The 12933-nt window shown below is 56.3% G+C and carries 15 protein-coding genes; 8 read left to right on the top strand and 7 right to left on the bottom strand.

Going from position 1 to position 12933, the window contains the following annotated elements; all coding sequences use genetic code 11:
• The 5 genes from K5905_RS13650 to K5905_RS13630 form a co-directional block, all read left to right on the top strand.
• A partial coding sequence (locus K5905_RS13650) for a F0F1 ATP synthase subunit delta (protein WP_297584763.1) occupies positions 1–99 on the top strand: 99 nt, incomplete at its 5' end.
• Positions 99–1628: a F0F1 ATP synthase subunit alpha gene (gene atpA, locus K5905_RS13645; RefSeq protein WP_297584757.1), complete on the top strand. Its 1530-nt coding sequence runs from the start codon at positions 99–101 to the stop codon at positions 1626–1628. The genes K5905_RS13650 and atpA, both read left to right, overlap by 1 nt.
• A 33-nt stretch (positions 1629–1661) precedes the next feature.
• On the top strand, positions 1662–2546 hold the full coding sequence (locus tag K5905_RS13640; RefSeq protein ID WP_297584755.1) for a F0F1 ATP synthase subunit gamma: 885 nt from the start codon (positions 1662–1664) through the stop codon (positions 2544–2546).
• Between the two features lie 119 nt (positions 2547–2665).
• Entirely contained in the window at positions 2666–4090 is a 1425-nt protein-coding gene (atpD, locus tag K5905_RS13635) for a F0F1 ATP synthase subunit beta (protein ID WP_297584752.1), read from the top strand.
• Positions 4091–4183: 93 nt separating this feature from the next.
• Positions 4184–4591 carry a F0F1 ATP synthase subunit epsilon gene (locus K5905_RS13630; protein ID WP_297584749.1) on the top strand — a complete coding sequence of 136 codons (408 nt, stop codon included), beginning with the start codon at positions 4184–4186 and terminating at the stop codon, positions 4589–4591.
• A gap of 54 nt (positions 4592–4645) precedes the next feature.
• Here K5905_RS13630 and K5905_RS13625 read toward each other — a convergent pair whose 3' ends face one another.
• Positions 4646–5539, bottom strand: a complete 894-nt coding sequence (locus tag K5905_RS13625; RefSeq protein WP_297584746.1) for a LysR family transcriptional regulator — start codon at positions 5537–5539, stop codon at positions 4646–4648.
• Between the two features lie 96 nt (positions 5540–5635).
• Here K5905_RS13625 and K5905_RS13620 point away from each other — a divergent pair, with 96 nt between their 5' ends.
• Both K5905_RS13620 and K5905_RS13615 read left to right on the top strand, forming a co-directional pair.
• Entirely contained in the window at positions 5636–6373 is a 738-nt protein-coding gene (locus K5905_RS13620) for an SDR family oxidoreductase (protein ID WP_297584743.1), read from the top strand.
• Positions 6374–6395: 22 nt separating this feature from the next.
• Positions 6396–6608, top strand: coding sequence for a 4-oxalocrotonate tautomerase family protein (locus tag K5905_RS13615; protein ID WP_297584740.1), 213 nt, complete (start codon positions 6396–6398; stop codon positions 6606–6608).
• Between the two features lie 118 nt (positions 6609–6726).
• Here K5905_RS13615 and K5905_RS13610 read toward each other — a convergent pair whose 3' ends face one another.
• From K5905_RS13610 to K5905_RS13585, 6 genes are all read right to left on the bottom strand, one after another.
• Positions 6727–6933 (bottom strand): hypothetical protein, encoded by a 207-nt coding sequence (locus K5905_RS13610; RefSeq protein WP_297584738.1) that lies wholly within the window; start codon positions 6931–6933, stop codon positions 6727–6729.
• A 288-nt stretch (positions 6934–7221) separates the two neighbouring features.
• Positions 7222–8838 (bottom strand): molybdopterin-binding/glycosyltransferase family 2 protein, encoded by a 1617-nt coding sequence (locus K5905_RS13605; RefSeq protein WP_297584735.1) that lies wholly within the window; start codon positions 8836–8838, stop codon positions 7222–7224.
• Positions 8835–9530: an XdhC family protein gene (locus tag K5905_RS13600; protein ID WP_297584732.1), complete on the bottom strand. Its 696-nt coding sequence runs from the start codon at positions 9528–9530 to the stop codon at positions 8835–8837. The genes K5905_RS13605 and K5905_RS13600 overlap by 4 nt, the downstream gene beginning before the upstream one ends.
• A gap of 4 nt (positions 9531–9534) precedes the next feature.
• On the bottom strand, positions 9535–10107 hold the full coding sequence (locus K5905_RS13595; RefSeq protein ID WP_297584760.1) for a LysE family translocator: 573 nt from the start codon (positions 10105–10107) through the stop codon (positions 9535–9537).
• Between the two features lie 73 nt (positions 10108–10180).
• Positions 10181–10516, bottom strand: coding sequence for an XdhC family protein (locus tag K5905_RS13590; protein ID WP_297584730.1), 336 nt, complete (start codon positions 10514–10516; stop codon positions 10181–10183).
• A gap of 140 nt (positions 10517–10656) precedes the next feature.
• Positions 10657–12267: a phosphoenolpyruvate carboxykinase gene (locus tag K5905_RS13585; protein WP_297584727.1), complete on the bottom strand. Its 1611-nt coding sequence runs from the start codon at positions 12265–12267 to the stop codon at positions 10657–10659.
• 503 nt (positions 12268–12770) lie between these two features.
• Between K5905_RS13585 and K5905_RS13580 the strand changes: the two genes are divergently transcribed.
• Positions 12771–12933 (top strand): response regulator (locus tag K5905_RS13580; RefSeq protein ID WP_367186963.1); only part of this gene is annotated, 163 nt, incomplete at its 3' end.

Raw genomic sequence — 12933 nt, 5'->3', positions numbered from 1 at the left:
ATCGGTGGCCTGGTGGTCAAGGTCGGTTCGCGCATGATCGACACATCTCTGCGTACCAAGCTCAATTCACTCAAGTTCGCGATGAAAGAGGTCGGCTGATGGATATTCGGGCCGCGGAAATTTCCGCAATCCTCAAGGACCAGATCAAGAGCTTTGGCCAGGAAGCCGAAGTCTCTGAAGTTGGTCAAGTGCTCTCCGTCGGTGACGGTATCGCCCGTGTTTATGGTCTGGACAAGGTTCAGGCCGGTGAAATGGTCGAGTTTCCAGGTGGCATCAAGGGCATGGCCCTGAACCTGGAATCAGACAACGTCGGCGTCGTTATCTTCGGTTCTGACCGTGACATCAAAGAAGGCGATACGGTCAAGCGGACCGGCGCCATCGTGGAAGTCCCGGTCGGCAAAGGTCTGCTGGGTCGTGTTGTTGACCCGCTCGGCAACCCGATCGACGGCAAGGGCCCGATCGAGGCAACCGAGAAGCGCCGGGTGGACGTGAAGGCGCCAGGCATTCTGCCGCGCAAGTCCGTGCACGAGCCGATGTCTACCGGCCTCAAGGCCATCGATGCGCTGATCCCGGTTGGCCGCGGACAGCGCGAGCTGATCATTGGTGACCGTCAGACCGGCAAGACTGCGATCATTCTGGATACCTTCCTGAACCAGAAGCCGCTGCATAGCGGTGAAGACGAAAACGCGAAGCTGTACTGCATCTACGTTGCGGTTGGTCAGAAGCGTTCCACCGTCGCCCAGTTCGTGAAGACCCTGGAAGACGAAGGTGCTCTGGAATACTCCATCGTTATCGCGGCGACCGCGTCCGACGCTGCCCCGCTGCAGTTCCTGGCACCTTTTGCCGGTTGCGCCATGGGCGAGTACTTCCGTGACAACTCCATGCATGCCGTGATCGGTTACGACGATCTGACAAAACAGGCTGTCGCTTATCGTCAGATGTCTCTGCTTCTGCGCCGCCCGCCGGGACGTGAAGCTTTCCCGGGTGACGTTTTCTACCTGCACTCCCGTCTGCTGGAACGTGCTGCGAAGCTGAACGAAAACTACGGCAGTGGCTCTCTGACCGCCCTTCCGGTCATCGAAACCCAGGGCAATGACGTGTCCGCGTTTATTCCGACCAACGTGATCTCGATCACCGACGGTCAGATCTTCCTGGAAACCGACCTGTTCTACCAGGGCATCCGCCCGGCCGTGAACGTTGGTCTGTCGGTTTCCCGCGTGGGCTCTTCCGCTCAGATCAAGGCGATGAAACAGGTTGCCGGCCCGATTAAGGGTGAACTTGCGCAGTACCGCGAAATGGCGGCGTTCGCGCAGTTCGGCTCTGACCTTGACGCCACCACTCAGCGCTTGCTGAACCGCGGTGCCCGTTTGACCGAACTTCTGAAACAGCCGCAGTTCTCGCCGCTGAAGACGGAAGAGCAGGTTGCGGTCATCTATGCTGGCGTGAACGGCTACCTTGACGCGTATCCGGTTGACCGAGTGCGTGACTTCGAAGAAGGCTTGCTTCTGTTCCTGCGCGGTGAACACCAGGATCTGCTGGACGCCATCTGGGAGAAGAAGGCACTTGACGACGAACTGAGCGGCAAGCTGAAAGCTGCCGTCGACGCGTTCGCCAAGAACTTCGCTTAAGATCACACGCCGGGATAAGGAGCAGGGGCGGCCATGCCGAGCCTGAAGGACTTACGAAACCGTATCGCTTCCGTGAAAGCGACGCAGAAAATCACCAAGGCCATGCAGATGGTGGCCGCGGCGAAACTGCGTCGTGCCCAGGAAGCTGCGGAGGCTGCACGCCCCTATGCGGAACGCATGGACGCCGTGCTGGCCAACCTCGCGGTGGCTTTTGAGGGCCGCGATGATGCTCCGAAGCTGATGTCCGGTACGGGCAATGACCAGGTCCATCTTCTGGTCGTTGCCACTGCCGAACGTGGACTTTGCGGGGGCTTCAACACCAATATCGCCAAGCTGGCCCGCGAAAAGGCACGCAGCCTGCTCGCGGAAGGCAAGACGATCAAGATCATGTGTGTCGGCAAGAAGGGCTTTGACGCCCTGAAGCGGGAGCTCGGCCAATACGTGATCAAGAACATTGATCTACGCAGCGTCAAGAATGTCGGTTTTTCCAACGCGGATGAAATCGGTCGAGAAGTACTCACCATGTATGAAAATGGCGAGTTCGACGTCTGCACGCTGTTCTATTCGACCTTCATATCCGTGATCGCACAGGAACCGACTGCGCAGCAGCTGATCCCGGCTTCGTTTGAAGTCAGTGACACTGATGCGGGCGAAGGTGCCAACGCGGTTTATGAATATGAACCGGATGAGGCTGAGATCCTTGCGGATCTGCTACCGCGTAACATATCCGTTCAGGTTTTCCGGGCACTTCTGGAAAATGCTGCATCTGAACAGGGGGCCCGTATGTCTGCTATGGACAACGCGACCCGCAACGCCGGCGACATGATCGACAAGCTGACGATCAACTACAACCGCCAGCGCCAAGCTCAGATTACGACGGAACTGATTGAAATTATCTCGGGCGCGGAAGCGCTCTAGGGCAGAATGCGCCCAAAAGGGCGCGGTTTGCCTGACTAGTATTATTGTCGATCAACCTTTCTGCTTTCATCTGGACGAGAGCAGGTTGATCTAACGGGATCGAGACGAGGATTAGGGATATGGCTGACAAAAAGGTCGGACGGGTCACCCAGGTCATCGGCGCCGTTGTCGACGTCAAGTTCGATGACCACCTGCCGTTGATCCTGAACGCTCTTGAAGTAGATAACCAAGGCAACCGACTTGTTCTCGAGGTAGCTCAGCACCTCGGTGAGAACACGGTACGGACCATCGCGATGGACTCCACCGAAGGTCTGGTTCGCGGTCAGGAAGTTGTTGACACTGGATCTGCCATTATGGTGCCGGTTGGCGATGGCACTCTGGGCCGGATCATGAACGTGATCGGTGAGCCGGTGGATGACGCTGGTGACATCGTTTTCACAGAAAAGCGCGGCATTCACCAGGAGGCTCCGTCCTTCATCGAACAGTCGACCGAGGCTGAGGTCCTTGTAACGGGCATCAAGGTCGTTGACCTTCTTGCCCCTTATGCAAAGGGTGGCAAGATCGGTCTGTTCGGCGGCGCCGGCGTTGGCAAAACCGTTCTGATCATGGAGCTGATAAACAACATCGCTAAGGCGCATGGCGGTTACTCCGTGTTCGCCGGTGTCGGTGAGCGTACGCGTGAAGGCAACGACCTTTATTGGGAAATGATCGAATCCAATGTGAACAAGGAAGGCGGCGGAGAAGGCTCCAAAGCGGCTCTCGTTTACGGTCAGATGAACGAACCTCCCGGAGCCCGTGCACGTGTTGCACTGACCGGTCTGACGGTTGCGGAACACTTCCGTGATGAAGGCCAGGACGTTCTGTTCTTTGTCGACAACATCTTCCGCTTCACCCAGGCTGGTTCTGAAGTGTCCGCACTTCTCGGCCGTATCCCGTCTGCTGTGGGTTACCAGCCGACGCTTGCGACCGACATGGGGTCGATGCAGGAACGCATCACCACAACGAACAAGGGCTCGATCACGTCCGTTCAGGCCGTTTACGTCCCTGCCGATGACTTGACCGACCCGGCACCGGCTTCGACCTTTGCCCACTTGGACGCAACCACGGTTCTGAACCGTGCGATTTCTGAAAAAGGCATCTACCCGGCTGTGGATCCGCTGGATTCCTCTTCCCGCATGCTGGATGCCCGTATCATCGGTGAGGAGCACTACAACACTGCACGTGCCGTTCAGGGTACCTTGCAGCGTTACAAGGCTCTGCAGGACATCATCGCCATCCTGGGCATGGATGAGCTGTCTGAAGAAGACAAGCTCACCGTTGCCCGTGCGCGTAAGATCGAACGCTTCCTGTCCCAGCCGTTCTTCGTGGCTGAGGTCTTCACCGGTTCTCCAGGCAAGCTGGTTGCTCTGGAAGACACCATCAAGGGCTTCAAAGGCCTGGTGGAAGGTGAATACGACCACCTGCCGGAAGCTGCTTTCTACATGGTCGGTTCCATCGACGAAGCGATCGAGAAGGCTCAGAAGCTGGCTGCTGAAGCTGCCTGAGTGCGAGATTGATCGGGCGTCCAGGGGCGTCCGGTTTTCTTCATGTTTGATGGCCTAGCCATCTCAAACGTAGACTGACAAGGAAGACGCCAAATGGCTGAACTTTTCCAGTTTGAGTTGGTCTCCCCGGAGCGCCAGCTTCTCTCCGAACAGGTTGCCGAGGTCGTTGTGCCGGGTACTGAAGGCGAGTTTGGTGTTCTGAAGAACCACAGCCCGTTCATGTCCACCATCAAGCCGGGCATCCTGAAGGTCCGGAACGGTGGTGGTTCCTGGGACGAGTATTTCGTGCGCGGTGGATTTGCCGATGTCGCGTCCGGTGGTTTGACGGTTCTGGCCGAGCAGGCCGTGCCGGTCAAGGAGATCAGCAAAGAGCAGCTTGATCAGGCAATCCGGAATGCAGAAGAAGACGTTGCTGACGCCAAGGATGACGACACCAAGCAGAAGGCGGAGATGACGCTCTCCCAACTCAAGGATGTTGCCGAGGCACTCAAGGCGGCCTGATCGCTTTCAGTGACGAAAGTATTTTCAAACGCGGTCCGGAAACGGGCCGCGTTTTTATATTTCAGCCCGAGCGAATACATCTGCAGCCCAGTCCAGAAAGACCCGGACCCGCGGAGAAAGCTGGCGCCGCTGCGGATAATAGGCGGCGAGCTGGAGCGGCGGTGGCGGAAAGCTGGCTAGAACTTGTGTTAGTTTCTTGGAATTGATCGCGTTTCGAAACCGGTATCTGGGCGCCTGTATCAAACCAAATCCGAGTTCCGCCAGATGATGAGCTGTTTCGGCGTCGTTTACCTTGGTCCGGCACGGCAGTTTGATTTCCCGGACCGTGTCGCCGCATTGAAATTCGAGCGGTAATACGGTGTGGGTTCTTGAGGAAACAAACCCGATCATGTGATGGCTCTGAAGATCATCAGGTGACCGGGGCATGCCGTGAACCTCAAGATAGGCGGGACTGGCGCAGGTGATTTCCTCAATCTGTCCGAGGGCTCGCCGGATCAAACCACTTTCCTCCGGGTCTCCCGCCCTGATTACGCAGTCGACACCTTCACGGACAAGATCGACAAGCCTTTCTCCCTGACCGAGCTGCAGTTCAATCTCAGGAAAACGGGACATGAAGTCGGGAAGTTCCGGCAGGAGATAAGTCCGTGTCAGAGGACCGGGCGCATCGACACGGAGCAGACCCGAAGGTTCACCGCCTAGAAACGCACGTTCCGTCTCATCGATATCGGATAGAATGGTCACGCAATTCCTGTAATAGGCTTCGCCGTCCGGTGTCGGCGAGACATGGCGCGTTGTTCGCTCCAGCAATCGCGTTCTCAGTCTTTCCTCAAGCCGTTGAATGACCTCTGTTGCTGTTGACCTGGAAATGTCGAGATCGGCTGCTGCATGGGTGAAACTGCGGCGGTCAACGACCCGCACAAAGAACCTCATTGCGTCCAGACGGTCCATTTTGTTCCTGATTTTCGAATAGTAATGTCGAAATATCCCTCATTATCCGGCACCTGGCAATTGTTATCTGTCTCTTGATTTGAAGGAGACGGAAAGATGGAAACCAAGCAGAAAACTGCAATTGTGACTGGAGCGTCGAAGGGAATTGGAGCTGCAATAGCCAGACGTCTGGCACAAGATGACATTGCCATCGTCGTCAATTATTCGACCGACTTGGTATCTGCTCAGAAACTTGTTGCTGAGCTCGAGCGGAGTGGCGGACAGGCTGTCGCCGCTCAGGCGAATGTTGCGGACCCGCAAGGAATCTCCAGCCTGTTTGACGCAGCCGAGCAGACGTTCGGCCAACCGGATATTCTGATCAATAACGCGGGCACAATGCAGAATTCGGCATTGGCACTGGCCTCGGATGAAGAATTTGACAAACAGATCGCCGTCAATCTGGCCGGGACTTTCCGGGGCATGCGCGAAGCGGCCAATCGGCTGAAAGACGGTGGCAGGATTATCAGCATATCCTCAAGCGTCGTCGGGTTTTATCAGCCCGGATATGGCATCTATGCAGCCAGCAAGGCTGCCGTGGAGGCCATGACCAAGGTTCTCGCAAAGGAATTGGGGACCCGGTCCATTACCGTGAATGCCGTTTCACCTGGCCCGGTGGAAACGGAATTCTTCTTTGCAGGAAAATCGGACGCTCAAATTGAAGCGATCAAGCGGTTGAGTCCGCTTGGGCGCTTGGGGGCGCCGAATGAAATCGCCGATGCCGTTGCCTACCTGGCTGGACCGGAAAGCGGTTGGGTGAACGGTCAGATCCTCCGCGTCAACGGTGGCGCTATCTAACAGGAAAGAAAAGGAAAACCAGATGCCATTTGCAAATTTCAAACTTCCCGAAGCGGCCCTGTCCAAAGCGCAGAAGGAAGAACTGATTCACAAGACCACGGACCTGTTGGTTGGTTATTTCGGTGAGATTGTCAGGCCGACGACCATGGTCCTCATTGAGGACGTGCCTGATGGCGGTTACGGCCGCGCCGATGAAGTCTTCGTCATGCCGGAGGAATATCGGGCGACGGACTGAAGAACAGGCTCGAACTGAAAGACGGTTCGCAGAAAAACAAAACCCGGCCTCATGGCCGGGTTCAAGTCGCGTGGGCAAGCCACGTATATTCTGCTTTTCTAAAAGCAGCTGGTATTCTTTATGCCGCGCGGCGGAAAGACAGGCTCATGCCGCCACCGGAACGGTTGCGACGGCGCTCTTCCGGCGGAATGTAAACAATGGCGCTATGCTCTTCACAATAAGACACACCAGGCTCAACGCGGGTCGAGCACGGGAAGATATAGTTGCCGGAATCACCTTCTGCCCATTTGCAGCAGCCCGGACGCGGGAGAGACAAGTCAGCCATGTTGTTCTTTCCTTTATTTTCTACCAAGCGGCAAAAGCGCTCGAGCATCCTCGGGAGGTGAGGATCCGAACAGCTTTCGACGGAAATCGGATGTAATCGGCGCCCGGGACGTCATCCGTTGTCCACCCAGACGGGTACTCTTCAGCAAGCGCAGGCATTACATAAGCGGCATGTCACAAAAATGCAATAGAATACCTGACATTTCCGACCTGCATTCAGCGCATACCGGGTTAATGTAGTGTTAGTGCCTCGTTTTATTTCGAACCGATAGTCAAGAGACTCAATCGCTTAGCTCTTCGGCTGCGGTAAAGTGCCACCTGCTTCCCTCAATGCTTGCGGAGTGTCGAGATCCAGTCTTGCGGCGGCACCGATTTCTACTTCGAATACAAAACCCGGATTTTCGGCAATTATGTGTCTTGCTCCGACATCTCCACTCAGCGATTTCAGGTCATCAAAGAACCTGCGGTCCCACAGGACGGGATTGCCCCGCTTGCCGTCTGCGGTTGCGGTAACGATCAGGCTTGTTTCGTTCTGCGCATAAGCAGTGACAAGTCTGCGCAATATGTCAGCGTCAATCCGCGGCATATCCCCAAGCAGCACGATGACGGCATCAATATCTGACCGGAGGGCAAGCATACCCTTGCGGATGGAGCCGGCCATGCCGTCGGCAAAATCCGGATTGTGGACCAGGGTCAGGTCGAGATCCTCGACCGCGTGCCCAACCTGCTCTGCGGAATGGCCGGTCACCAGGATGGTCTGGGACAAACCCGCACAGATTGCAGCTTCCGCCGCATGACGGATCAGTGGCTTTCCATCCAGTTGTGCGAGCAGTTTGTTCGGACCACCCATGCGGGAGGACTTGCCTGCACCCAGAACGATCGCCGCGATGCGGGGCGTTGCGTCTTGCCGTTTCTTTTCTCGTGGTTGCGGACGTGTTCCGATTTCCATCAGCAGACCCCCAACCCCCATGGCGGTGATGTCGTCCGGACCGACCTCCAGACCGGCAAGCAACCGGTCGAGCACCCAGTCAAATCCGTTTTCCTTAGGACTTCTGGCACAGCCCGGAGCTCCCAGGACAGGAACGTCGTCAAGAGCGCCGAGCATCAACAGGTTGCCGGGATCCACCGGCATGCCGAGATGCTTGAGGGTTCCCCCCGCACGGTCAAGCGCTGCGGGAAGGATATCCTGCCTGTCAACGACAGCTGAAGCACCGAACAGGATCAGGAAGTCTGCTCCGTCTTCAAGCAGCCGGTGCATCGCCTCGGCGACTGCTTCACTGGAATGCGGCACGCGCAGCTCGCCGACAACGACACTGTTGCTGGGGCGCAATCGGTCTTCCAGAACCCTTCGGGTCTTGTCCATGGTAACCGGTTTCAGATGAGGCAGCTGCGTTGCGACAAGACCAACCTTCCGAGACTTGAAAGGCACGACCGATACTGCTTTTCGGATCCTGTCTTCCACCTGTTTCAGATGATCATCGGAAACCGCGAAGGAAATGATCTTGGCAGTGGCTACCATACGGTCGCGGGCAACTTTGCTTAAGTTCGGCAGCGTTGCGATCGTGATTGCGGGATCAATCCTGTTTGCGGTGGTCACGGCCACGGGATCGACGACCAGCACGCCATTTTCGTCGGCATATAGGTTGGTTCGTCCAGTAAAGGCAGTGTCTTCGCTGACGCCGGACCCTCTTGCTGCGTGTCCCAGCCTTGCGGCAGCGCGATCTTCATCGACATCATTTGCTTCCAGGCGGGCGACAACGACACTTTGAATATCGTGTGCAAGCAAATCTGTGCAGTCGCTTGTTGTCAGTACATGGCCCTTTTTAAGGGTTCTGTCAGACAATCGCGTTCGATGCGCGAGAATGCATCCCGCAGCTTCGCCGACCGGGCAGTCTCCGAACTTCATCCGGCAGTCTCCGGCGATTTGCGCAGAGCCGTGATAATCGACCCCAGGACCGCCACAGCAATCTCTTCAGGTGATGCCGCACCGATATCAAGTCCAATCGGTGCATCGATCCGGTCAAGCAGTGCAGGCTCCAGACCCGCGTCGTGAAACCGCTCCAGACGCTTGCCGTGGGTTTTGCGGCTTCCGAGAGCGCCGACGTAAAAACATTCTGTTTTCAAGGCTTCCATCAAGGGAAAGTCGTCGATCTTCGGGTCATGCGTGACAGCCGCAACGGCTGTATAAGCGTCGAGTGGCACCTCACCGAGCACGTCCTCGGGCCACTCTGCCTTGAGCTTGCTTCCCGGAAAACGGTCTTCGGTTGCAAAGGCGGTCCGTGGGTCTATGACGGTCACATCCAGTCCGGCGATTTCGGCCATTGGCACAAGCGCCTGACTGATGTGGACTGCACCGATGATCACCAGACGGGGCGAGGGAACCGAGACAGTCAGAAAGACATCGGTGTCTTCAAAGGGGACGATGCCAGATTTTCCAGACCTGAACCGTCTGTCGAATTCCGTCGCCAGCCCATCTTGCGAATAGTCATCCTCCCTGCGGATGAGCCGTTGTGTCCCATCCGACATGTTGGTCGTGAGAATGGCTGCACGACGGTTCGATCGAAGTTCGTTCAGCTTGGTAAGAAGAGAAAGGTCCATGAGGTCAACTGCGATCCGTTGCCAGTTTCAGGCCGAGCCCGACCAGAAGCGATCCGCCCAGCCAGCGGCTTAGGTCCTGGAACCTGGATGTTCTGGTCAGGCGTTTTTTCACTTCCGTCGCAAACAGGACCGTCATGATATCGGCTGAGGTGAAGGCGCAGTTCACGATCGTGCCGAGAACGAGAAATTGTGCCCAGATCGGAAAATCCGCGTGCGGGCTGACGAACTGAGGCAGGAAGGCGATAAAAAATATCGCCACTTTCGGATTGAGAACTTCAACCAGAACACTGTCCAGGAAGGCCCTGCGCGTTGATTTCTCTGGCAGCGCCGGCACCGGTCCGGAGGCGACGCGGGTGCGGAACATCTGAACACCGAGATAGATCAGGTATGCGCCTCCGGCCAGTTTCAAGGCGAAGTAAAGCGTGGGAACCACAGCGAAGATCGCGGAAAGGCCGAAAGCAGCGGCAAAGACGTGGACGTAGCAGCCCAGATGGATCCCTGTTGCAGCCATGTATCCGGCGCGTTTCCCCCGGGAAATGGTTTGTGCGGCAGTATAAAGCAATGCCGGTCCGGGCATGTAGGCGAACAATGCGGTCGCGGCCAGAAAGGCCAGAAATGTCTCGATTGAAAACACTGGTTAAGTCCCCAATTCAGCGAACAGGTTCAACGTAAACTCGGATGCGGCCGCCACAGGACAGGCCGACGCGCCACGCGGTTTCATCGGCAACACCGAATTCAAGTGTGGTCGGCTTGCCGGTTTCGATCACGTCAATCGCTTCCGACACCACGGCTCCTTCCACGCAACCACCAGAGACGGACCCTTCAAAATTTCCATCTGAATCGATGACCAGATGGGAACCGACCGGGCGCGGTGCGGAGCCCCAGGTCTCGATTACGGTTGCAAGCGCGACGGACCGTCCCGAGTCGGACCAGTTTTCCGCCGTCTTCAGGACATCGGCAATTGAGGAAGTATCTGTCGAAGTCATAAGCATGCCCTTAATCAGGACCTTGAGAAGATACCTCAATATAGATCTTTCCGGTCGGGAAGAAAGATCCCTTGAAAAACGAAAACGGCGCTTGCTGGGCAAGCGCCGTTCAGACTGTTTTGAAAGAGCTTCTGAGCTTCTTATTCTGCGGCAGCCCTCAGAGCGGGGGCTGCACTGCGGACGGCACCGTCCACATGGTCTTCAAACGTTTCGAAATTGCTGACAAACATCTGAACCAGGCGTGCAGCCTGGTCGTCATAGGCCGCCTTGTCGTCCCAGGTTTCCCGCGGGGTCAGGATCTTGTCGTCGACACCGGCAACGGTTACCGGCACGTCAAATCCAAAGTTCGGATCGGTCCGGAAGTCGGCACCTTTCAGGTCTCCGGAAAGAGCTGCCTGCAGCAATGTCCGGGTAGCCTTGATGGGCATGCGATGGCCAACGCCGTGTGCACCGCCGGTCCAGCCGGTATTGACCAGCCAGCAATCCACATTGTGCTTGGCGATCAGATCTTTCAGGAGATTGCCATATTCAGAAGGATGCCGGGGCAGGAACGGTGCGCCGAAACACGTCGAGAATGTCGCCTGTGGTTCGGTGACGCCTTTCTCGGTGCCGGCAACCTTTGCCGTGTCTCCGGAAAGAAAATGATACATCGCCTGAGCCGGTGTCAGGCGGGCAATCGGCGGCATGACGCCAAAAGCATCCGCCGTCAGCATGATGATGGTTTTCGGCATGGGTGCACAGCCGGTCGCACTTGCATTGGAAATGAAGTGGATCGGGTAAGCAGCGCGGGTATTCTCGGTCTTCGTTCCGTCGTCAAAATCCGGAACGCGTTGGTCGTCCAGAACCACGTTTTCCAGGACAGTGCCGAAGCGCTGGGTGGTGGAGTGGATTTCCGGCTCTGCTTCCGCGGACAGTTTGATGGTCTTGGCGTAGCAGCCGCCCTCGAAGTTGAAGACGCCGCTTTCGCTCCAGCCGTGTTCGTCATCACCGATAAGAGTACGTGATGGATCGGCGGAGAGGGTCGTCTTACCGGTGCCGGACAGTCCGAAGAAAACAGCCGTATCGCCTTCATCGCCGACATTGGCCGAACAATGCATGGACATGATGCCCTTGGCGGGCAGCACGTGGTTCAGCATGGTGAAGACGGACTTCTTCATCTCGCCCGCGTAGGATGTTCCACCGATCAGGACGATCTTGCGCGTCAGGTCGACGGCAATCACCGTGTCGGTACGGCAGCCATGCCGGTCCGGGTCTGCCTTGAAGCTCGGCAGATCGATGATGGTCATTTCCGGATCGAAACCGGCAAGGTCTTCGCTTTTCGGACGAAGCAGCAGATTTCGGATAAACAGTGAATGCCACGCATATTCGGTATAGACACGCACTGGCAGTCTGTGTGTCGCATCCGCGCCGCCGTAAAGGTCCTGCGCAAACAGTTCCATTCCCGTTGCATGGGCCAGGAAGTCCGAAAGCAGAACGTCGAACTGTTCACTGGACATCTGGGCGTTGTTGTCCCACCAGACACTGTCCCGGGTTTCGTCGTCCAGAACCACGAATTTGTCTTTGGGAGACCGACCCGTATGGATCCCGGTTTCGGCAACCAGCGCGCCACCGGCTGCAAGTCTGGTTTCACCACGGGAGAGGGAGTATTCATAAAGTGCAGGCTCACTCTGGTTCCAATAAAGCGCCTCCAGGCCTTTGAAGCCGAAGGTTTCGTAGCCTTTGGATGGATTCCTGACACCTACTTCTTGCATGTTCCCGCAGTCCTCGTGATGTGGGCTTTTCATGACACTGCCGGAGAAAGAATAAAACCGCTTAGTCCGGCTCTGAGGGCTGCGAACGTAGTGGAATGGTTCTGGGGCAGCAAGACTACGAAAGGTGCTATGCCATTGTTTAATCGATTAAAAAAACAATCAGGGTGTTGAATGATTAATTTGGAACGTGAAGTAAAAAACGAAACCTTCGAAATGTTCGATTTGACGACCAATTCGAAAGAAAGTGCGCATTCATCGCGCGTGACGGGCAAGTTATGGTTGGTAAATTTTAGTTTTGCATGTTTATGGTGTGAAAAATTGTGTTCTTGATTTTCAGGTGAACGACCCCCATCAAAGCAACCGGCAAGCATGCAATTCAACGTAACAGCTGTCAGAATTAACGGTTTGCCTTAATTTTTGCGCATTTAGCAGGCCAAAGGCTCTGTGTTACTGTAATACCGATGCACGCCACTGGCGCGTTGACGGAAATGGAAAAGCAAAGCATGCCGACAATTGCCCTGGTCGACGACGACCGCAACATTTTGACTTCGGTCTCTATTGCATTGGAAGCGGAAGGCTACAGGGTCGACTGCTATTCCGACAGCGTCGAGGCGCTGCAGAAGATGTCCGAGACGACGCCGGACCTGGCGGGGCTCGACATCAAGT

It is taken from the genome of Roseibium sp., from assembly GCF_025698965.1.
GTDB lineage: Bacteria > Pseudomonadota > Alphaproteobacteria > Rhizobiales > Stappiaceae > Roseibium.
This window is presented reverse-complemented; position numbering and strand designations above follow the sequence as displayed.

Bases quoted from the DNA above. Each gene is read 5' to 3' on its own strand.
- K5905_RS13590 (WP_297584730.1), bottom strand. From the start codon at position 10,516: ATGACTTCGACAGATACTTCCTCAATTGCCGATGTCCTGAAGACGGCG.
- K5905_RS13595 (WP_297584760.1), bottom strand. From the start codon at position 10,107: ATGCCCGGACCGGCATTGCTTTATACTGCCGCACAAACCATTTCCCGG.
- K5905_RS13620 (WP_297584743.1), top strand. From the start codon at position 5,636: ATGGAAACCAAGCAGAAAACTGCAATTGTGACTGGAGCGTCGAAGGGA.
- K5905_RS13610 (WP_297584738.1), bottom strand. From the start codon at position 6,933: ATGGCTGACTTGTCTCTCCCGCGTCCGGGCTGCTGCAAATGGGCAGAA.
- K5905_RS13625 (WP_297584746.1), bottom strand. From the start codon at position 5,539: ATGGACCGTCTGGACGCAATGAGGTTCTTTGTGCGGGTCGTTGACCGC.
- atpA (WP_297584757.1), top strand. From the start codon at position 99: ATGGATATTCGGGCCGCGGAAATTTCCGCAATCCTCAAGGACCAGATC.
- K5905_RS13615 (WP_297584740.1), top strand. From the start codon at position 6,396: ATGCCATTTGCAAATTTCAAACTTCCCGAAGCGGCCCTGTCCAAAGCG.
- K5905_RS13640 (WP_297584755.1), top strand. From the start codon at position 1,662: ATGCCGAGCCTGAAGGACTTACGAAACCGTATCGCTTCCGTGAAAGCG.
- K5905_RS13600 (WP_297584732.1), bottom strand. From the start codon at position 9,530: ATGGACCTTTCTCTTCTTACCAAGCTGAACGAACTTCGATCGAACCGT.
- atpD (WP_297584752.1), top strand. From the start codon at position 2,666: ATGGCTGACAAAAAGGTCGGACGGGTCACCCAGGTCATCGGCGCCGTT.
- K5905_RS13605 (WP_297584735.1), bottom strand. From the start codon at position 8,838: ATGAAGTTCGGAGACTGCCCGGTCGGCGAAGCTGCGGGATGCATTCTC.
- K5905_RS13630 (WP_297584749.1), top strand. From the start codon at position 4,184: ATGGCTGAACTTTTCCAGTTTGAGTTGGTCTCCCCGGAGCGCCAGCTT.
- K5905_RS13585 (WP_297584727.1), bottom strand. From the start codon at position 12,267: ATGCAAGAAGTAGGTGTCAGGAATCCATCCAAAGGCTACGAAACCTTC.